At 69.7% G+C, this 20,796-nt stretch carries 17 protein-coding genes; 9 read left to right on the forward strand and 8 right to left on the reverse strand.

What is annotated here, in order from left to right; translation table 11 throughout:
* Nucleotides 1-28 precede the first annotated feature (28 nt).
* The gene (locus RIE08_13100) at nt 29-1,528 is read right to left on the reverse strand and encodes an aldehyde dehydrogenase family protein (protein ID MEQ8718542.1); all 1,500 of its coding nucleotides are present in this window, start codon (nt 1,526-1,528) and stop codon (nt 29-31) included.
* A 272-nt stretch (nt 1,529-1,800) separates the two neighbouring features.
* Here RIE08_13100 and RIE08_13105 point away from each other — a divergent pair, with 272 nt between their 5' ends.
* From RIE08_13105 to RIE08_13115, 3 genes are read left to right on the forward strand one after another with little or no spacing between them, the layout of a single operon-like run.
* On the forward strand, nt 1,801-2,568 hold the full coding sequence (locus RIE08_13105) for a hypothetical protein (GenBank protein ID MEQ8718543.1): 768 nt from the start codon (nt 1,801-1,803) through the stop codon (nt 2,566-2,568).
* 49 nt (nt 2,569-2,617) lie between these two features.
* Nucleotides 2,618-3,646: an alcohol dehydrogenase catalytic domain-containing protein gene (locus RIE08_13110; protein ID MEQ8718544.1), complete on the forward strand. Its 1,029-nt coding sequence runs from the start codon at nt 2,618-2,620 to the stop codon at nt 3,644-3,646.
* A 43-nt stretch (nt 3,647-3,689) separates the two neighbouring features.
* A complete protein-coding gene (locus tag RIE08_13115; protein ID MEQ8718545.1) occupies nt 3,690-5,021 on the forward strand; it encodes an FGGY-family carbohydrate kinase in 1,332 nt (443 codons plus the stop codon).
* A gap of 10 nt (nt 5,022-5,031) precedes the next feature.
* On the opposite strand, the gene RIE08_13120 is transcribed toward RIE08_13115, so the two are convergent.
* Genes RIE08_13120 through RIE08_13130 form a run of 3 tightly spaced genes read right to left on the reverse strand, consistent with a single transcriptional unit; the run spans nt 5,032 to nt 7,855 of the window.
* Nucleotides 5,032-6,429, reverse strand: coding sequence for an amidase (locus RIE08_13120; protein MEQ8718546.1), 1,398 nt, complete (start codon nt 6,427-6,429; stop codon nt 5,032-5,034).
* Complete coding sequence (locus RIE08_13125) at nt 6,426-6,605, reverse strand: hypothetical protein (protein ID MEQ8718547.1); 180 nt, start codon at nt 6,603-6,605, stop codon at nt 6,426-6,428. The genes RIE08_13120 and RIE08_13125 overlap by 4 nt, the downstream gene beginning before the upstream one ends.
* Nucleotides 6,602-7,855: an aromatic ring-hydroxylating dioxygenase subunit alpha gene (locus tag RIE08_13130; GenBank protein MEQ8718548.1), complete on the reverse strand. Its 1,254-nt coding sequence runs from the start codon at nt 7,853-7,855 to the stop codon at nt 6,602-6,604. Before RIE08_13130 ends, RIE08_13125 begins: the two co-directional genes overlap by 4 nt.
* Before the next feature lie 80 nt (nt 7,856-7,935).
* Between RIE08_13130 and RIE08_13135 the strand changes: the two genes are divergently transcribed.
* Entirely contained in the window at nt 7,936-9,168 is a 1,233-nt protein-coding gene (locus RIE08_13135; protein ID MEQ8718549.1) for a Zn-dependent hydrolase, read from the forward strand.
* A 7-nt stretch (nt 9,169-9,175) separates the two neighbouring features.
* Here RIE08_13135 and RIE08_13140 read toward each other — a convergent pair whose 3' ends face one another.
* The 3 genes from RIE08_13140 to RIE08_13150 are packed head-to-tail and all read right to left on the reverse strand — an operon-like array spanning nt 9,176 to nt 13,471.
* On the reverse strand, nt 9,176-9,598 hold the full coding sequence (locus RIE08_13140) for a RidA family protein (GenBank protein MEQ8718550.1): 423 nt from the start codon (nt 9,596-9,598) through the stop codon (nt 9,176-9,178).
* Complete coding sequence (locus RIE08_13145) at nt 9,588-13,019, reverse strand: molybdopterin-dependent oxidoreductase (GenBank protein MEQ8718551.1); 3,432 nt, start codon at nt 13,017-13,019, stop codon at nt 9,588-9,590. Before RIE08_13145 ends, RIE08_13140 begins: the two co-directional genes overlap by 11 nt.
* Entirely contained in the window at nt 13,016-13,471 is a 456-nt protein-coding gene (locus RIE08_13150) for a 2Fe-2S iron-sulfur cluster-binding protein (GenBank protein ID MEQ8718552.1), read from the reverse strand. The genes RIE08_13145 and RIE08_13150 overlap by 4 nt, the downstream gene beginning before the upstream one ends.
* A gap of 282 nt (nt 13,472-13,753) precedes the next feature.
* Between RIE08_13150 and RIE08_13155 the strand changes: the two genes are divergently transcribed.
* From RIE08_13155 to RIE08_13175, 5 genes are read left to right on the forward strand one after another with little or no spacing between them, the layout of a single operon-like run.
* Nucleotides 13,754-14,932: a BMP family ABC transporter substrate-binding protein gene (locus RIE08_13155; GenBank protein MEQ8718553.1), complete on the forward strand. Its 1,179-nt coding sequence runs from the start codon at nt 13,754-13,756 to the stop codon at nt 14,930-14,932.
* A 10-nt stretch (nt 14,933-14,942) separates the two neighbouring features.
* Nucleotides 14,943-16,550 carry an ABC transporter ATP-binding protein gene (locus RIE08_13160; protein MEQ8718554.1) on the forward strand — a complete coding sequence of 536 codons (1,608 nt, stop codon included), beginning with the start codon at nt 14,943-14,945 and terminating at the stop codon, nt 16,548-16,550.
* Nucleotides 16,547-17,719: an ABC transporter permease gene (locus RIE08_13165; GenBank protein ID MEQ8718555.1), complete on the forward strand. Its 1,173-nt coding sequence runs from the start codon at nt 16,547-16,549 to the stop codon at nt 17,717-17,719. The genes RIE08_13160 and RIE08_13165 overlap by 4 nt, the downstream gene beginning before the upstream one ends.
* A 21-nt stretch (nt 17,720-17,740) precedes the next feature.
* Nucleotides 17,741-18,676, forward strand: coding sequence for an ABC transporter permease (locus tag RIE08_13170; protein ID MEQ8718556.1), 936 nt, complete (start codon nt 17,741-17,743; stop codon nt 18,674-18,676).
* Nucleotides 18,677-18,704: 28 nt separating this feature from the next.
* Nucleotides 18,705-19,175 (forward strand): hypothetical protein, encoded by a 471-nt coding sequence (locus RIE08_13175; protein ID MEQ8718557.1) that lies wholly within the window; start codon nt 18,705-18,707, stop codon nt 19,173-19,175.
* A 77-nt stretch (nt 19,176-19,252) separates the two neighbouring features.
* Here RIE08_13175 and RIE08_13180 read toward each other — a convergent pair whose 3' ends face one another.
* Nucleotides 19,253-20,770, reverse strand: coding sequence for an MFS transporter (locus RIE08_13180; GenBank protein ID MEQ8718558.1), 1,518 nt, complete (start codon nt 20,768-20,770; stop codon nt 19,253-19,255).
* Nucleotides 20,771-20,796: the final 26 nt, after the last annotated feature.

The following is a 20,796-nucleotide window of genomic DNA, read 5'->3' on the forward strand; positions in this document are numbered from 1 at the left end:
GTGATCATCTCCCCCGCCCCCACGATCGTCAGGAACCGTCTCCCGGTCCCACCTGCAAGCTGACCGACTTCAGCGCCGTGTAGGCATCGATCCCCACGGCGGCGAAACCGCTCGACTTGCGCGGCTGGCCCCGACCGCCGTTCATGTCCGGGGAGAAGTGGAGGTTGATGTTGACCTCGCCGGCATCGAGGCGCCGCGTCATCCGGAAGGCGCGCTCGATGTCGCGGGTGAAGACCGTGGCGTTGAGGCCGTACCGCGTGCCGTTGGCCACCGCAACGGCATCGTCCTCGTCGGAGAAGGGAAGTGCCGCGAGCACCGGCCCGAAGACCTCGTTCTGTTCCAGTTCGCAACCGCGGGTCACGCCGGACAGGACCGTCGGGGCGACGAAGGTCGAGGGCAGGCCGTCGGGGACCGACGGCGAACCGACGATCTCCGCACCGTCGTCACCGACGGCCCGCTCGACGAAGCCCCGGACCCGCTCGGCATGGGCCTGATCGATGAGAGGGCCGATGAAGGTCGACTCGGCCAGGGCATCACCGATGGGCAGCGTTGCCGACGCCGCGGCGACACCGGCGACGACGTCGTCGAAGACGGACTCCTCGATCAGGAGGCGACTTCCCGAGACGCACACCTCGCCCATGTTCACGAAGGCCGCCATCATGGCCCAGCCGACGGCCTGCTCCAGGTCCGCGTCGGCGAAGACCACCACCGGTGCCTTTCCACCCAGTTCCAGATGGACCGGCGTGAGATTGGCCGACGCCGCCGCCATGACCCGTCGGCCGGTCTCGGGGGACCCGGTGAGGCTGACGAGGTCCACGCGGGGATCGCCGACGAGTCGCTCACCCACGTCGCCGGCACCCAAAACGATGTTCAGCACCCCCGGCGGGAGGCCGCAGTCCTCCAGGATGGCCGCCAACTCGAGCAGGGTGATCACCGCCTTCTCACTCGGCTTGGCGACGATCGAACACCCCGCGGCGAGTGCGACGGCGATGCGCTGGCTACCGGTCAGCAGCGGCCCGTTCCAGGGCAGCAACTCCGCCACCACGCCGACCGGCTCACGCATGCGCATCGTCAACATGTCGGGTCCGCCGCCGGGCAGAAGCTCGGGGGGGAACGCGCCCTGACGCACGTCGCCGTGCAGATCGCGCGCTGCGCCGGCGGCATGGGAGAACGCTGTCGCCGCCTCGTAGAGGTCGAAGACCACCGCGCCGTGAAGTCCCTTGCCCGTGTCGAGCGACTCGAGGGCCGCGAGGCGGGGCGTCTCGGCGTGGATACGGGCGGCGACCGAGTCGAGCACCTCGGCGCGCCGCGACGGCGGCCGGCGGCTCCACACGCCCGAGTCGAAGCTGGTCCGTGCGGCGCCCACCGCGGCGTCGACCTCCGCTTCCGTCGCCGAGGCGAAGGATCCGATCACCTCCAGGGTCGACGGGTCGACGATGTCGACGAGGCTCCCGTCGGCCCGTTCGACGCCTCCGATCCGTTGCGGGTACGGATCGGTGCGGAGCCACGACGGATCGATACGTGTCACAGTCATTTCCTCAGGTAGGTACCGGGCACGGGCCTGACGATAACGCATCCCCGTGGCCTCCCAGGTCGTCGGCCGCGGTCTCACGTGCCCCGGGAATTCCGGGCGGCGCCGTGGTCAGACCAGAGCCGACCGGGCGGTATAGTCGGGGCCCTACGGCGCCTGGTTGCCGCGTCTGGAGGACCCCCCGGGGGACTCCCGCAACCATGTCTGCCCGGATCCGGCCTGCGCCGGGGGACAGACCTCCACCAGTCCCCGACCTCAGTGAGGATCCGATGTTCGACAGTTCCACCGGTGCCGGCAAACTCCGTCGCGGCCGACGACTCCTCGGCGAAGACGGCCGTACCGTCCTCGTGGCCGTGGATCATGCCGCCTACATGGGCGAGGGACCCACCGCCGAGGCGATCGCCGCCATTGCAGCGGGCGCACCCGACGGCCTTCTCGCCCCGCTCCACATCGCCCGCTCGACAGCAGCGGACTTCGCCCACTCGGGTCTGATCCTGAGGATCGACGGCGGCATCTCCGATCTCGGCGACCCGGCCGCCGAGGACCTCAGCGCACTGATGTACCAGGCCGAACTGGCCGCGACGCTCGGCGCCGATGCCGTGGTGATCCTGGTCTTCCCGGGAACGCCCGACGAGCACCGCTCCCTCACGCGTCTCGGCGCGCTGTGTGACCAGTGTGAGCGGCTCGGTCTCGTCGTCATGGCCGAGGCCATCCCCGGTGGCTGGGGTCAGAGCGTCGAATGGTCCTTCGAGAACGTGGCGAAGGCCTCTCGCCTGTGCGTGGAACTCGGCGCCGACATGATCAAGACGCTCTGCCCCGGCCCCGCGGCGGACTTCGCACAGGTCGTCGAGGCGACGCCGGCCCCGGTGGTCGCGCTCGGCGGACCGCGCTCGGATTCCGAGGACGACCTCATCGACCACGTCGAGGGCCTCATCGGTGCCGGCGCGGCGGGAATCGCCTTCGGCCGCAACGTGTGGGGTTCGCCCGACCCGACGGCCCTCATCGGCCGGCTCAAGCAGGCGGTGCACGGCTCGTGACCACCCGATCGACCGCCCGGAGCGGATCCGTCCACACAGGGAGCAACCGATGCGCGTAGCGGTCATCACCGGCGTCGGCGAGGTCGAGATCCGCGAGGACGCCCAACCCACGCCGGGACCCGGCGACATCGCCATCGAGGTCGGCGCCTGCGGCATCTGCACGATGGAGCGCCGCCTGTTCTCCGGTACCCAGCAGATCTACCCGGTCGCACCGGGCCACGAGGTCGCCGGGCGCGTCGTCGCCGTCGGCTCCGAGGTGGACGATCTCCCCGGCTCGCCCCGGATCGGTGACGCCGTCACCGTCGACCTACTCACTCGCTGTGGCACCTGCTCCGCGTGTCGACGCGGCCGGTCTGCTCTGTGTAAGCGCCCCCAGGGGGGCGCTCTGTCCGACGGCACCCTCGCGTTCGGCGCCGGCCTGGCCGAGTTCGTCGTCGCGCCGGCCACCAGCGCGTTCGCGACCGGTGACGCGCCGATGAACCAGGCCTCGATGGGCGAGCCGCTCGCCTGTGTCGTGCACTCGGTGCGCCTGAGCGGCTTCCGCTCGGGTGACCGCGTGGCAGTCTTCGGCGGCGGATACATGGGCCGGTTGCACCTGGCGCTGACCCGCCACCTCGGCAGCCCCGCCGTCGGGGTGATCGACGTCTCGGCGCAGCGCCTGGACGAGGCCACCGAGGCGGGAGCCGACTGGGTCGCCACTCCCGACGACCTGGCCGACCGCGCCGGCGGGAGCGACATCGTGTTCGTCACCGCCGGGGTCGCCGGAGCCGTCGAAGCCGCTCTGGACCTGTGCGACGACGGCGGCACCGTGGTGTTGTACGGCGCGTTCCCCAAGGACGTCCTCGCGAGCGTCGGCGCGGACCGCATCCATCACCACGAGCTCAACCTGATCGGCGTGTACAGCCAGGAACCCGAGGACTGGCGCACCGCCGCCGGGCTGATCGCGTCTGGCAGCCTCGCCGCCGACCTGGACCGGCTCGTGACCGCCCGCTACGACCTCGCCTCGGTCGGCGACGCCCTGCGCCACGCCACGACCGAGCCGGTCTACCGCGTGCTCGTGGGTGACGCCGAACAGTGACCCCGAGCGGCGAGCCGACGCTGGCCGGAGCAGTGACCCGACGATGAGCGGGGTCGGCGACCACGTGATCGGCGTCGACGTCGGCAGCAGCGGTGCCCGCGCCATCGCCGTCGACGCCGAAGGGGCGATCCTCGCCGAGGCGAGCACTCCCTACGACGGCGCGATGACGTGGGAACGCGGGTATGCGGATCCGGGCGCCTGGCTCGACGCCGTGGGAGAAGCCCACGCCGCGGTGTCCGGGCAGATCGCCGGCACCGGGCGCGCCCGGGCCGTGGGCATCGGTGGACAGAACCCGACCACCGTCGACGCCGACGGCACGCTCGCCGTGACCTACCGGCACCCCGAGGGATCCACCGACAGCCTCGCCGGTGACTACGAGGCTCAGCACCGGGTGCTGCTGCGGGAGGTGGACCCCCATGCGACCCCGTTCCAGGTCTGGCCGTGGATCGTGCACCGACTCGGTCGGTGCGGGCACATCCAGGGACTGTGGCCCGGCCTCGAGCCGATCCCGGGCTACGGGGATCCGATCCCCGCGGCGACACGGGTCGGCGAATCCGACGGCGGCTACGGCATCGCGCCGGGAACGCCACTCGTGCTCGGCGGCGAGGACGCGTATCTCGCCTTCTGGGCGGCAGGCATCGACTCGCCGGGACGTGGCCTGGACCCCGGCGGCCGGACCGGTGGGCTCGGTGTGGCCGCCGCCTCGGGCGAGCTGCCCGCCACGATGTACAGCCTCTCGAGCGCAGCCGAGGGCGTCAGCATCGTCGGTGGGCCGGTCACCGCCCACGGTCTGATCTTGGAATGGTGGGCGTCTCTGACGGGCACATCGGTGCCCGCTCTGTTGGCACTCGCAGCCGACTCCCCCCCGGGCGCCAACGGGGTGATGGCGCTGCCCTACCTCGACGGAGAGCGTGCGCCGCGTTGGAATCCCGATCTGCGGGCGGAACTCGTCGGCCTGGGGTCCGGGACCACCGCGGCTGACATCGCCCGGGCTCTGCTCGAAGCCACCGCGTTCGGACTCGCGCACATCGCGCGTGACCTCGGCGACGCTGCGATCACCCTCGACAGGCTCGTCTGTGCGGGATCACCGTCGCGCAGCCACCTCTGGTGCGCGATCAAGGCCTCGGTCCTGGAGGTGCCCGTCGAGGTACCCCGGTATCCCGAGCTTGCGGCCTACGGCGCCGCGCTCGCCGCCGGGGCGGCGTGTGGATGGTGGCCGGCGCCGGGTGCCGGCGCCTCAGGGGACTGGCCCCGCCCGCCGGTGCAGGTCATCGACCCTGAACCGGCGGAGGTCTATCGCAGCGGCCTCGACCGCTTCATCGCGCTCGGCGACGATTCCTCACGTCGCATCGACGCGGCCCACGACGACGCCTGAACCCGTCCCGTCAGTGGCGCGGCTCGAGGGTCGGTGCGGCCAGGTGGTGCGTCGTCGCCCGCTGGTACTCGCGACCGGCGCGCAGCAGCGTGGCCTCGTCGAAGGGTCGTCCCAGGAACTGCACCGACAGGGGCAGGCCCCGTTCGATTCCCGCCGGTAGGACCATCGCGGGGATGCCGGTGACGTTGGCGATGAGGAAGGACCGCGCCACCTTGTCGAGCCACAAGCGGTCACCACCTTCGAAGAAACCCTCGGCGGGGTCGAAGCCCGGGGCCGGCGTCGGGGTGGCCGGCGTCACGATGACATCGACGTCCCCGAACAACTCCCCCAGCTCTTCTTGGATCTCGACCCTCACCTGCTGGGCCTTGAGGTAGTCGAGCGCCGACAGGCGGGCCCCGCCGATGAAGCGGTGCATCGCGGAAGCCGAGATGTGGTCGACGTCATCAGCAGCCGCCTCGTGGTTGGCGGCGAACTCGGCCACCGTGATCATCCACGCGACGGTGCCCGCCTGCTCTGCACGCGAGACGTCCACCGGCACCACGGATGCTCCGAGCCCCCCGAGGACCTCCACGGCGGCGTCACGTGCGGCGGTGACCGCCGGGTCACCCCAACCGGTGAACCAGCCCGAGGCGACACCGACCCTCAGTCCGGCGAGACCTCCGGGAGTCGGCAGGATCTCGTCGGCCGGACGGCGACTCGAGCGGGGGTCCTCGTCGGCTTGGCCGGCGAGCACGGACAGGGCCACGACGACGTCGTCGACGGACCGGGCGATCGGACCGATGTGGTCGAAGGACCACGAGACCGGATGGAGTCCGTCCCGGGGGACCCGACCGATGGTCGGCTTCAGACCGGTCACGCCGCAGTAGGACGACGGCACCCGGATCGAACCGCCGGTGTCGGTACCCAGACACAGCGGCACCTGACGCGCGGCAACGGCCGCCGCGGACCCCGAAGAGGATCCGCCCGCCCAGCGGTCGAGAGCCCACGGGTTCGCCACCGGCGTCTCGGAGATCTCGTTACCGAAGGCGAACTCCGGCGTCGCGGTCTTGCCGATCAGGATCGCGCCGGCGTCGGTGAGGCGACGCACCGCCGTCGCAGAACGGCCCGGAACACGATCGGCGTACAGCCGCGAACCCGCCGTCGTCACCACCCCCGAGGTGTCGATCACATCCTTGACGCCGAACGGCACCCCTTCGAGTGGCCGTTGCGTGCCGTCACGCCAGCGCCTCGACGACGACTCCGCCGCCGCGAGCGCCGCGTCCGCGGTCAGGTGGAACCACGCGTGCACCGCATCGTCGGTGGCGTCGATCCTCGCCAGGCATCCGGCGACCGCGTCACGGGGATCGGCGTCGCCCCCGGCGAAGGCTGCCAGGAGTTCGGTCACGCTGTGCTCGTGGAGCTCGGTCACGGTCGATCAGCCGTCGTCTCGGCCCACTCGTCGCCCGAGCGGGGATCCGGCGCGCCCCACGGATCGAAACGCAGCGCCCGCAGGGCCTCGATACCCGCCAGGACCGTCGCGTGTCCGGCATCGGCCTCCGATGCCAGCGGCTCAGGAAAGTCGTGTTGCTCGTCGAACACGCTCATCTCGTCGCGGCCTTCCGCTCGGCGGTCTCGAATCGTTCCAGCATCCAGGAGTTGAACTGTGCGAGGAAATTGTCCTGGTGCGAAAGCGGCCCCCGCGGCGCGAACCGCGACCGCAGGCCCACCTGGACGCCGACGTTGGCCGGAAGATCCTGTGCGTTGAAGAGCTCCACGCCGTAGTCGTGTTGGCGCAGGATCTGGTCGAAGAGCTTCATCTCGGTGGTGGACCGCGGGAAGACATAGGCCATCGACAGGCTGTGGCGGCCGGCTGCCTTCGGGTGCACGGTGAACCAGAACGCGGAGTCGCTGGAGATGCCGAGGAGCAGCGTGGGCGGCACGAAGAGGAAGGCGATGTGCCAGCGTTCCTCCTCGGTCAGCGTCGTGATGGGAGGGAACAGTGCCTTCTGGGTCGGGTTGAGGCCCCGGTCGATGAATGCCGTGCGGGCCCAGCCGCCGATGCCGGCGTCACCGGGCTCGTAGAGGCTGTAGGTCCCGGTCATGAGCGTCTCGTCGTCGAGCGACACCCCGGCGGTGTCGTAGAGACTCCCGTGTAGGCGCGCCGCGTGGTACCCCTCCATGAAGTTCTCCGCCATCAGCTTCCAGTCGAAGGGGACGTCGGTGAGCCACTGCGGGGTGGTCGAGACCATCTCGTCGAGGTGGTAGTTCTCGAGGAGTCGGTCGAACTTCGTCAGCCGCGGACCGAGCGGCTCGGCGTCGACGTCGAAGCTGGCGAAAATGAACCCCTGCCAGATCTCGACGGCCAGTCGCGGCAGCCCGATGTCCTCCTTGGAGAAGTCCTCACGTGAGTCCATCTCCGGTGCGCCGACGAGGCGGCCGTCGAGGTCGTAGATCCACCAGTGGTAGGGACACCGGAAGTTGCGAAGGTTGCCCGAACTTTCACCGGGAAGGTCGAGCCACTGCTCCCTGGGCCTGTCGATCGGCGCGGTGACACACATCCCCCGGTGCTGACACACCGACGACATCACGTTGATATGGCCGTCTCGGTTCCGCACGACGATGAGAGGCTCCTCGTCCACCGTCGTGACGGTGAAGTAGTCACCGGGCTCGGGGATCATGTCCACCCGACCCACACAGATCCACTCGTGGTCGAAGATGACGTCCCGCTCGTAGCCGTACCAGGCGTCGTCGGTGTAGCACCCGGGTGGCAGCCCGACGGCGCGACTGACGTCTCCGGTGGATGCCCGTAGCAGATCGAGGGGGATCGGGGATCGGTGCGGGGACTCGCCGGTCACTTCGAACTCCTCACTGTGACACTGCCGTGGGCGAACTGTAGTGTTGGTCTGACCATCAGTCCAAGACCTGTGCCGAGGCCGTGACGACACCCATCGAAGCCCCTGACCCGGACCGCCTCGGCGACCGCATCGAGCAGCTCTCGACGTTCGCGACACCCGATGCCCCCGGCTGGACACGCCGCGTCTTCACCGAGGAGTACCGCGCCGGCCGCGAGTGGATCGCCGAGGAGATGCGCGCGACGGGCCTCGAGGTGCACACCGACCCCGCCGGGAACCTGATCGGAATCCTGCGGGGCACCGGCGGCGGACGGGCACTCGTGACCGGCTCGCACACCGACACCGTCCACGGTGGCGGACGATTCGACGGCGTTCTGGGTGTGCTCGGCGGACTCGAGGCGATCGAGTGCATCCGTGCCGGCGGAATCAGCCTGGACCACGACCTGTGGCTGGTCGACTTCCTCGGTGAGGAACCCAACGACTTCGGACTGAGCTGTCTGGGCAGTCGCGCCGTCACGGGCGCGCTGAGCCCCGCCGACCTGCGACTCGTCGACCCCTCCGGGCGCAGCCTCGGCGATGCCCTGCGGGAGTCCGGCCACGACCCGGGAGCGACCGACCACGGGTGGCCCGAGGTGCGCGCCTTCGTCGAGCTCCACGTGGAGCAGGGTCCCCACCTCGAAGATGCCGCCACGACGATCGGCGTCGTCTCGGAGATCGTCGGCGTCCACCGGTTCAAGACGCGCTTCACCGGCCGACGCGACCATGCGGGGACGACGCCGATGGATCGGCGCCACGACGCGTTCGCCGCCGCCGCCGACGCCGTGCTCGCGATCGAGGCGGCCGCGTCCGACGGCGGCGGAGTCGCGACCTGCGGACACGTCGAGGTTCACCCCGGCGCGATGAACGTCGTGCCCGAGCTGGCGGATCTCTGGACCGAGATCCGTAGCGCGGACGCCGACTGGCTCGCCGACAGACACGACCGGTTCGCCACCGCGGTGCGGGCGGCGGGGGAAAGGCGCGGGGTCGTCGCCGATCTCGAGGTGATCAGCCGGGACGGCCCGGTACCGGCGGCTGGAGGAATCGGCTCCGCGATCGTGCGGGGGGCCGAACGGGTCGGTCAGCCCACCATGGCGCTGCCCAGCGGGGCCGAACACGACTCCGCGCTCATGGCCCGGATGGCGCCGATGGGCATGATCTTCGTCCCGTCGAGGGACGGCCGTAGTCACTGCCCCGAGGAGTGGACCGACATCGCCGATGCCTGCACCGGGGTCCACGTGCTCGCCGAGACCCTCGTCGACCTCGACCGGGACGGGTGATCGACGGTCAACCGCCGAGCACCGCGACGGCCTCGATCTCGATGAGAAGGTCCTCGTAGGCGAGTCCCACTACCCGCACCGCTGTCGCCGCGGGACCCGGCTCGGGGAGGTACTCCATGCGGACCTTCGTCATCTCCTCCCAGAATCTCGTCACCTCCTCACCGGTCCCTTCGAAGCAGTAGTAGGTGTTGAGCTTCACGATGTGGGTGAGGTCCGCACCGACCTCGGCGAGCACGGAGCGGATGTTCTCGAAGCAGTTGCGCGTCTGCACGGCGATGTCGCCGACCCCGATGGTGCGACCGTGCTCGTCGGCGGAGATCTGCCCGCCGACGAAGACGAGGTCGCCCACCTTCCAACCCTGCGAGAACGAGACCGGCATCGACCAGTCCCAGTGCCCCTCGGGCATGATGCGGATCTTCTCAGGTGTCATCGGGGTCTCCCGTCATCGTTTGCGATCTCATGGTCCCGGCCCCACGCAGGATGCGACGCAGGAGCCCGACGGTCGCATCGACCTTCCACCGGTTGTCCCGCAACGGATGGGCATCGACGGCCCAGGCCGTCGCCGCGCGCTCCAGTGTTGTCACGTCGTCGATCGACGTCCCCAGCAGTGCCGTCTCGCTGCGTCGGGCCCGTAGCGGCGTCGGCGCCACGCCGCCGAGGCCGATCCGGGCCTCGGTGATCACCCCTTCGTCGAATCCGAGCGAGACCGCGACCGATGCCACCGCGAACCCGCCGGTGAAGAGGTCGAGTTTCTCGAAGGCACCCCACCGCCGGCGGGCGGTGACCGGGATGCGCACGGACGTCAGGACCTCGGCCCCCTCGAGGCTGGTCTCACCGGGCCCGGTGTAGAGCGCTTCGACGTCCAACTCCCTCCGTCGTCCCCCCGAACCCGCCACCTCGACACACGCGTCGAGCACGAGAAACGCCGTGGCCAGGTCCGAAGGCGTCACGGCCTGGCAACGGTGCGCACCCATCACGGCATGGTGAAAACGGTGCTCGCCCTCGAGCGCGTAGCACGGGCACGTCGGACCACTTCGCTTGTAGCAGTCGAACCCGTTGCGCAGATAGGGGCAGCGGTTCCCCTGGAGCAGATTCCCGCCGACCGTCGCCATCTCTCTGATCTGGGGGGTGGCCAGACGGGCCAGGGCCTCGACCAGAACCTGGTCGCCGGGCAACGGGTCGGGGCCCCGGGCCGCGGACCCGAGCGCGTCTCCGAGCCGCGCGAGCCGGACCATCGCGCCCATCACCATGTCGCCGTCGTCGCCTGTGTCGAGCTTCTTCAACTCGGCAACTGACTGGAGATCGACGAGGGTGACCGGCGCTACCAGGCCCTGGCGTCGGGCGGCGAGGAGGTCCGTGCCACCGGCGATGTAACCGGTGTCGGTCCCGGCCGATCCCGGCGCGTTGTGTGCCGCGATCGCATCGTCGACCGTGCCCACTTCGACGATCCCTTCGATGTCGCGTGCAGGGACGCGACGCGACCAACGGGTACCCCAGCGGTGCAGGAACCTGTGCAGACCACGGGGGTAGGCCCTGCGGACCCCTTCCACCCACCAGCGGCGGGGTCGTCGCCACAGTGCGCCGACGGGTGTCGCCGGACCGAGGTGCGGCAGGATCTTGTCGGGCGTCAACGGCAGGTCCCGCACGCGGACCCCACACGCATGGGCGACCGCGTTCGCGACGGCGGGTGGCGTGGGAATGACGACGATCTCACCGATCCCCTTGGCCCCGTGGGGACCGACCGGATCGGGGTCCTCGATGAGGATCGGGATGATCGGCGGGAGATCCGAGGCGCGCGGCGTGGCGTAGTCGAGGTAGCTGGCCGTGACGAGGCGACCCCCGGTGTGGACCATCTCCTCGCTCAGCGCCGCACCGAGTCCCATCGCGACGCCACCGGTGATCTGCCCCTCGGCCCCGGCCCGGTTGATGACGGTGCCCGAATCGTGGGCGGCCACGACCTTCGACACGCGCACCTCACCGGTGTCGCGATCCACCTCGACCTCGACGGCGTGCGCAGCGAACGAGTAGCTGGGCGAGAAGTGCCCCGTGCCCGTCTCGCGGTTCATGGTCTCGATGTCGGCGAGGTAGCCACCTTCGAAGCTGAGCTCACCTCCCACGGAGGTCTCGTCGGCTCGGACGAGGTCCCCGATGTCGACGGCTGCTCCACCGCCCGATGCCCGGCCATCGGTGAGGACGACCGCATCGGGATCCACACCGAGCTTGAGGGAGGCGAGCCCACGCAGGTGCGCGGCCGCCTTCCCTGCGGCGTCGGCCACGGCGTTTCCGCCCCACACCGTTCCCCGCGACGACCACCCGCCCTGGTCCGGCGGGGTCCCGTCGCTCTCCATCATCACGACCTCGACGGCGTCCACGTCGACGCCGAGCCCGGCCGCCGCGACCTGCGCGAGCAGCGTCGACTGGCCGGTACCGGGGTCCGCTCCCGCGAAGCGGACGCGGACGCCGCCTTCCTCGTCGACGTCGATCGCAGCGCCGGAGTACTCCGAGCCGGGATAGGCCCGCGCGCCCGAGACATGGACCGCCGCGGCCACGCCGACCCCGCGACCGGATCCACCGAGGGCACGCCCGGCGTCCCAGCCGATGCCGTCGCGCACCGCCTCGAGGCAATCGACGAGCCTGGTCGAGGCGATCCGCCAACCGGTGAGGGTCTCGTCTCCCGGGCGGTGGGCGCTGGCGATCCGCATCTCGAGGGGGTCGAGACCCATGGCGTCGGCCAGTTCGTCGAGCTGGGACTCCATGGCGAAGGTCACCTGCGCATTGCCATAGCCGCGGAACGAGCCACCGGGTTGGGTGTTCGTGTGCACGAGACGGGTGCCGGCTTCGGCTCCGACGATGTCGTAGAGACTCCCGGCCACGATGCAGCCGTAGCCGGCGACCGAGGGCCCGTTGTGGTTGAACGAGCCGTTGTCCACCGTCGTGTGGCAGCGCCGGTACACAACTCTTCCCTCGGCATTCGCCCCCGTCGTGAGATCGATGTCGAACGCGTGGCGACGGTGCGTCGTCGCGAACTCCTCGCCACGGTCGAGGACCATCCGCACGGCGCGACCCGTCCGCATCGACAACGCCGCCGCGAGGACCTCGTGTTCGCCCACCTTCGCCTTCGCCCCGAAACTCCCCCCGACCGCGACCTGGTGGGTGTGGACCTGTTCCATTTCCAGGCCGAGCGCAGCGGCCACCTCCTTGCGGACGAAGTACGGCGAATGCGTCGACGCCCAGAGGTCCAGGACCCCGCGTGAGCTGTCCCAGCGGGCCACCACCCCGTGGGGCTCCATGCACAGGTGCGTGGTCGACGGATAGCGGTACGTCGCCGACACGGTCGTCGCGCTGGCCCGCAGGGCAGCGTCCGGGTCGCCGTAGCGGCGCGTCAGCGCCATCGCCACGTTGCCCACGACGCCGCCATGGACGAGCGGCGCTCCGTCGGCGAGGGCCTGCGCGGGGGTGGTGACCGCGGGCAGCACCTCGTAGGACACCTTGATCAGTTCCGCCGCACGTACGGCGACATCGCGCGAAGTGGCCGCGACAGCGGCGACCTCCTGGCCGATGTGGCGGACGACGTCGCCGGCGAGGACCGGCCGGTCGCTGAACGGGGCCCCGAGATGACCGTAGAGGACTCCCTCGAAGTCGGCTGCAGTAACGATCGCCTCCACCCCGGCCACGGCGCGCGCCGCACTCGCGTCGACAGCCACGATGCGCGCGTGCGGGTGGGGACTGCGCACGATCGCACCGTGCAGCATCGGCCCGACGTCTCTCTCGTCGAGATCGGTGACATAGCGGGCCGTCCCGGTGGCGACGCCCTCCCAGCCGAGAGGGCGCAACCACTCACCGATGATCACCGCCCGGTCCCCGACTCGTCGCCCGCAGTCTCGGCGGAAAGCGCGGCGGCGAGACCGACCGAGCCGGTGCAGCGACAGAGATTGCCGGCCAGCCCGTTTCGTGCGTCGGCAGGCCGGGCGGTCAGACCTGACCCGGCCACCGTCACGATCTGACCCGGAACGCAGTAGCCGCACTGCACCGCGCCGGCATCGGCGACCATGGCGCACAACTCGGGATCGGCAGGTCCGACCGTCTCGACGGTCCTCACGGGTCCCCGCACCCGGGCCGCGAGGGTGAGACATGCCAGCACTGCGCGGTCGTCCACCAGCACGGTGCAGGCACCGCAGTCACCCACCCCGCATGCGTCCTTCGCGCCGGTCAGCCCCGCCGAGCGGAGGACCTCGAGAAGGGTCCGCGCGGGCTCGACCACGACTGCGATGCGTTCGTCGTTCACGGTCAGTTCGATCCGCATCGTCGACCACCCGTGTCACCGGCTCGTCAGGTTTCTGGCGGTCACGCTACAACAGCGACTACGGTCAGACCATCAGTCCATCAGGCCAGGAGGAGGGCCGAGACGTACTGTGGCGCCGCGACGGCAATGACCGTCGGGCACGCGAGAGTGGTAATTCGACAAAGCAGATCACAGGCGACCGCCACGCGGGCGCCGTGGACCACCGGTCCCGGCAGCAGTGGCACCGCAAGAACCGTGATCACGCACGACATTCCGGAGGGAAAATTGAAACGACATCCGCTGATGCTCCTACTGGCCATCCTGGCCGCATTCTCACTGATCGCCGCCGCGTGCGGCGACGACGACGACGACACCTCGGCGGGTGGTGACGACGGCACCTCGGAGCCTTCCGACGACGGCACCGAAGAACCCAGCGACGACGGCACCTCGGAGCCTTCCGACGACGGCGAAGAGCCCATGACCGACGACGGCGAAGAGCCCATGCACATGGAGTTCGACGCCAACGGCGACGGCGAGGTCGTGATCGGTATCGGCACGGCCGGACCCCGTGACGACGGCGCGTACTACGAGGCGGCCGTGAACGGCGCCCGAGAGTTCGCCGAGAGCCAGGGTTGGTCCGACATCATCGTCATCGACAACATCGACCCGAACGAGTCCGGCACCGACCTCTCGAACCTCGCCGAACAGGGCGTGGACATCATCATCATCGCATCGGGCGAATCCGCGGACGCCGCACCCGACCTCGTGCAGGAGTACCCGGACATCTTCTGGTACTGCCGTTGTGGTGCGGGCTATCCGGAAACCCCGGGTCTTGCGACCTCCCGTGACGACAGCGGTGCCATCGAGTACGCCGCCGGTGTGGCCACCGGCATCCTGCTCGAGGACAGCGGCGGCGACTCCGTGTACATGCTCGGCGGCAGCGCCGCCGACTTCGAGGTCGAGACGGAACTCGCGTTCCGCCTGGGACTCGAGGCCGTGAACCCCGAGTTCACCCTGACCTACGTGCCGACGGGGGCGTTCCCGTTCGACTTCGACAACGTGGCCGGGGCCACGGAGGCCTTCAACGTGGCCGTCGATGCGGGCGCCGACGCCATCTACCCCTACCTCGGGGGCGCGCACGAGCCCATCATCCAGCTGGCCAACGAGGAGGGCCTCATCACGATGAGCGCCGGAGCCTCCGACGTCTGCACCCGGGACAGCGACCTCGACTGGGATCTCGCCATCAAGTTCGACGGCGGTGACTACATCCGGGCCGTCTTCCCGCTCATCGTGGCGGGCGAGCTCGACGAGGGCGACCAGTACGTCTTCCAGGTCGACGGCCCCGACTCGGTCGCCGGCGTGGAGATCTGCGACGCCACTCCCGAGCAGCAGGAACGGCTCGAAGAGCTCCTGGCGCCGCTGTACGCCGGCGAACTCGCCGACCAGCTATTCGAGATCGCAGCCGAAGCGTACGGTTTCTGATCAACACTCGATGACCGCAGTCACATCGGACGCGGGGGCCGGCGCCACGCCGGCCCCCGCCGTCCACCTCGACGACATCACGAAGCGCTACGGAGCTGTGGTCGCCTGCGATCACGTGGATCTCGAACTCCACCGGGGCGAGATCCACGGGATCCTCGGCGAGAACGGCGCGGGCAAGTCCACGCTCATGAAGATCCTGATCGGGCTCGTGCCACGCGACGACGGACGGATCTTCCTCGACGGTCACCGGGCCGAGATCGAGGATCCACTCGACGCGGCCGAGGCGGGGATCGGCATGGTCCACCAGCACTTCAGCCTCGTCGAGGCCCTCACGGTCTGGGAGAACGTCACCCTCGGAGAGGCCGGGCGCTTCGACCCCGTCGGGTCACGCAGACGCGTGAGAGAGATCAGCGAGCACTACGGCCTGGGCGTCGACCCCGACGCCCGCGTGGCCGACCTTCCGGCGGGCCTACGACAGCGGGTCGAGATCATCAAGTGTCTGCGCCGGAATCCGGACATCATCATCTTCGACGAACCCACGTCGGTCCTGACCCCCGCCGAGTCGGAGCGTCTGTTCGAAGTACTACGGCGCGCGGTCAGCGAGGAGAACAAGGCCGTCGCCCTCGTCAGCCACAAGCTCGACGAGATCCTGCGGGCCACCGACCGCGTCACCATCATGCGCACCGGCAAGGTGGTGGAGCGCATGGCCACCGCCGACGCCGACGCTCCGACCCTCGCCCGGGCGATGGTCGGCCGCGAGGTGTCGCTGCGCTCAGAGGGGGGAGCCCTCGGGGTCGTCACGACAACCACACAGGATGATGACGTTCACGACACCGCCGAGTCCGTGGAGATGGGCAGGCCCGTACTCGAGATCAGCGGCGTGGTGACCGTGGACCGTGAGGGTGTGCGCAAGCTCGACGGCCTCGACATCGTGGTCCATCCCGGAGAGATCGTCGGCGTCGCCGGGGTCGAGGGAAACGGGCAGGAGTCCCTCACGAACCTGCTCTCGAGCCTCGAGACCGTCGAGGCCGGTTCTGTCAGCGTCGACGGACGACCCGTCGAGATCGGTCGCGCCGGGGCGATGGCCCGGGCCGGCATCGCCGTGATCCCCGCGGACCGCCATGACTCCGGCTGCGTCCTCGAGATGTCCGTGGCGGAGAACCTCGTCGTCGTCGACCCCCACCGTTTGGCCAGGAAAGGCTTCTTCGACCCTTCGACGATCAGGCAACGGGCACGTGACCTGATCGAGGAGTTCCAGATCCAGACGAGTGGACCCGACGCACCGTTCTGGTCGCTGTCGGGCGGCAACCAGCAGCGCGTGATCCTCGCCCGGGAGCTGAGCAACGATCCGAAGGTGCTCCTCGCGGCGCAGCCCAGCCGTGGCCTCGACGTCGGCGCCATCGAGTACATGGGTGAACAACTGCGACAGGCGGCCGAGGACGGGGTCGGTGTGCTCCTCATCTCGAGTGAACTGGAGGAGATCATGGATCTCGCGGACCGGATCGTCGTCTTGTCCCGCGGCCGCATCGTGGGCGAGATGAGACGGGACCAGGTTGATCTCGAACGCCTCGGGATGTTGATGGGCGGCGTGACCGAGGCAGAGGAGGCCGTGACGTGACGGCCACTCAGTCGGACGAGACGACTCCCGAAGCCTCCGGAGAAGATCCCACCGGACACACGGAATCGTCGCCGGCCGCCCCGTCGCGCCTCAAGGGTGCGGGTGAGGTACTCGTCATCTACGGCGTCTCGATCCTGGCGGCACTTGCGATCTCCGTGGTCCTGGTCGCAACCACCGGCGGCTCGGCCACCGAGGTCCTCAACGCGCTCCTCGACGGCTCCCTCCGTGCCCCCGGGCGCTGGGGTTCGACCCTGGGCGTGGCCGCTCCGCTGCTTCTGGTCGCTCTCGGCACCACCATCAACGCCCGGGCCGGCCTGATCAACATCGGCCAGGAGGGTCAGCTGATCATCGGGGCAGCGATGGCCGCCTTCCTGGCGAGCCGCATCGGGGGGCCCGGCGTGCTGGGCCTCATCGCGATCCTTCTCGCCGGCGTAGCCGCCGGCGCGATCTGGGCCGGCATCGCCGGCGCCCTGAAGTACTGGCGGTCGGTGCCGGAGGTCCTGACGTCACTTCTACTCGTCACCGTCGCGGCCCAGCTGACCGGCTGGGGCCTCAACTACACGTGGATCCTGCTCGCCCGCTTCGACGAGGGACGATCCAACCGGGCGGTCTACAGCGATCAGCTGGCGACCGACATGCGGCTCCCCCATGTCACGCTGTTCGGAAACGACTTCCCGATCTCGGTCATCGTCGGCCTCGTGCTCGCGCTCATCGTCACGATCGTCCTCACCCGCACGGTGTGGGGATTCCAGATCCGCGTGCTCGGCCAGAATCCCCGCACGGCGCAGCGCTCCGGTGTCTCCGCGACGAAGTTCGGAATGACCGCCATGCTGCTGTCCGGTGGCTTCGCCGGCCTGGCGGGAGCGATGATGCTCGCCGGTGGAGACTTCGGGAACTACCGCTTCGCCCCCGGATTCGCAGTCAACATCGGCTTCGACGGCCTCCTCGTCGCCCTCATCGCCCGACGCAACCCGATCGCCGTCATTCCCATCGCGCTCCTGTTCGCCATGTTGCGGACCGGGTCCGGCTTCCTCGCCGCCACGGGCGTCGAACGCGAGATCACCGACATCGTGCAGGGTCTGCTCGTCTTCGCCTTCCTCATACCCCCTGCGATCCTCTTCATCCGCCAACGACGCCGGGCGCTCGCGGCGACGAGGGCACGAACATGACCCCGGGAGGTCTGCCACGACATGGGTGATTTCTTCGGAGCAGCCGGCGACGTCCTCTCCAACGAGGTCGCCTACGAGGCGACCGTGCGTTTCGCCGCGCTCCTCGTGTTCGCGGCCGTCGGTGAGCTCATCGCGGAACGCGCCGGAACGCTCAACATCTCCGTCGAGGGGATGGTCCTCGGTGGGGCCTTCGCCAGCGCCGTGGGCTACGACCTCACGGGTTCGGTCTCTGTGGGCCTGTGCATGGCGGCCAGCGCTGGCCTGACGGTCGCGATCGTCCACGGCAACCTGTCGCACCGCCTGACGGCCAACACCTTCGTGGTGGGCCTGACGCTCAACATCCTCCTGTTGGGTCTGACGAGCTTCCTGGACTCCAACATCGAGCCCGTCTCCCGGGCCGCCCACAGGTTCGCGGTGCCCGGCCTCGCCGACATCCCGCTGATCGGTGGCGCCCTCTTCGAACAACCGTGGCCCCTCTACCTGATCTACCCACTCGTGCCGCTGTGCTGGTTCGTGCTGTACAGGACCCGCTGGGGTCTCGATGTGCGCGCCGTCGGCGAGAACCCGCAGTCCGCCGACGTGTCGGGACTCGACGTCAACAAGTTGCGGCGTCAGGCGGTGTACGTCTCGGGCCTGACCAGTGGCCTCGGCGGCGGCTACCTCGTCCTCGGCCAGATCGGCCGGTTCGAGTCGACCATCGTCGGCGGGCAGGGCATCATCGCCATCGTGGCGGTGATCTTCGGAGGGTGGACGTTCCGGGGCGCGATCATCGGCTGCCTCCTGTTCGGTGCCGTCAACTCGTTCCGCCTCACACTGCCGACCCTCGGCCACGAAGCGAGCCCGGAGCTGCTGTCCGCACTGCCGTTCATCGTGACCATCGCCACGGTCGCGATCTTCGCCCACAGGACGCGCCAGCCCGCAGCGCTCGCCCAACCGTTCATCCGGGGACTGAAGTGAAAACGGTAGCGACGAGGAGGGTGGGCCCATGACCGTTCCGAGCCGTCTCGACGCCCTCTCGGGCTACCTCGAGGGCCATCTCCGTACCGAGTCCAAGGCGATCGACTCCCTCGCGGCTCTCGTCGAGGACCGACCGGAAGATGTCGCTACCTACCTGATCGGGCTGATCCTCGACGACGAGCGGCGCCATCACGACATCTTCGGGCGTATCCGCAACTCGCTCGAGTCGACGATCCAGTGGCGCGACATCGAGCCGAATGTGCCGACGGCGCGCCCGACGGCCTCCGATGCCGCCCATCTCCTCGAGGCGACCGAACGACTCCTGGAGATGGAGAAGGCCGACGAGACCGAACTCGCGGAACTGCGGAAGCGCTGGGAACACGACGGCGCTGAACACGAGCTGTGGGCCGTCCTGGTCGAGGTGGCCGAGCTCGACACCCGAAAGCACATCCGCCTGCTGAGCCACCTGCGCGACATCCTGCGCGAGAACGACTCCTGAGCCACCGGCGCGACATCCTGCGCGAGAACGACTCCTGAGCCACCGGCGCGACATCCTGCGCGAGAACGACTCCTGAGCTAGATCGAGACCCGTTCGTCGTCGGCGTCCGAGGGGCTATGTCGTAGGAGCGTGATGGCCGCCGCCAGCGCCGCCACCGCGACCACGGCGCCCGCTACATGGGCCCACGCCAGACCGGACGCGACCGCGTCACGGGTCGCACCCGCGACATCGGCCGCCTCGTCGCCGGCCAGGAGCGAGCGGACGACCTCCACATCGCCGGTACGCCGGGCGACGACGAACAACAGGACCGAACCACCGAGCGCCACCCCGTAGGTGATGCCGAGGGTGCGCACGAACTGGTGGGCGGCGTTCACGCGTCCGATCTCGGTCGCCACCGACCCTTTCTGGAGCAACGTGAGCCCCGAGGTCGACACCAGCCCGATCGACAGCCCGGTGATGACGTAGGTCCCGAAGAGCCACCACATCGGCACCGAGGCGAACACGAAGGCCGCGCCGCCGACGAGGGCGGGAATCATGATGGACGAGCCGGCCATGATCACCTGGGCCTCGCTGTAGTGATCGAGCAGGCGGCTCGACGCCACCGACCCCGAGCTCCATCCGATCGTCAGGAACACGACCGTCGCCGCGGCGAAGCCGATGGAACGGCCCTCGACGAGGTTGATGTAGAGAGGCAGGTAGCTGTCGATACAGAGACCGGCTGTCAGCACGAGCGCCGCGGTGAGATGCGCGAACCGGATGGGCGTGGCCGCCAGGTGCCGCCGCAGGAGCACCGGCTCCGCGCTGCGCCCCGCATGCGCCCAGTACGCGGCGACGAGGAGGACCGAGCTGGCGGCTGCGACGCCGACCGCCCACCACCGCACCCCCACCTGGGCGAACCCGATCAGCGTGATGAGGGTCAGCGCCACGAGGAGGACGATCCCGACCACGTCCACGTGGGGACGGGTGGGTCGTAGGCGCGTGCGGGGGTGCTTCGTCCACCCGGCGACGAGCGCGGCCGCCGTGAGCGGGACCTGCAACAGGAACACGATCCGCCAGCTGGTGACCTCGAGGACCACGCCCGCCAGCGCAGGCCCACCGAGGCCGAGGGTGCCCCACACGAGCGAGTTCGCGGCGAAAGCCCGCGCCCGCAACCTCGTGGGGTACGCGAGACCGACCGACGCGAAGGCGACGGTGATCACGAGACCGCCGCCGAGCCCCTGGGCCGTCCGGGCGGCCACGAGCAGCGGCAGGTTCGGCGCGAAGGCGCACATCAGCGACGTCACGAGGAACCAGACGACGGTGAGCCGGAACGTGCGCCGCACGCCGAATCCGTCGATGAGTGGACCCGCGACGATGACCGCGATCGCCGAGGCCCCGTAGTAGGCCGTGATGACCCACGGCAAGAGCCCGACGTCGCCCAGGTCCTCCGCGATGGAGGGCAGCGCCGCCGTCACCGCCAGCCCGTCGAACGCGGCGAGTGCCACGATCGTGAGGTTGGCCAGCGTGACGGGGAGCAGGCCGCCACTCCAGATTGTGGGGGCCTCGATGACCGCTGCGTCCTCGGCCGACGGCGCTTCGGGGGTCAGCTCGTCCATGACCGTCGTCTCCCGGTCACACCGGC

Source organism: Acidimicrobiales bacterium (assembly GCA_040219085.1).
GTDB lineage: Bacteria > Actinomycetota > Acidimicrobiia > Acidimicrobiales > JAVJTC01 > JAVJTC01.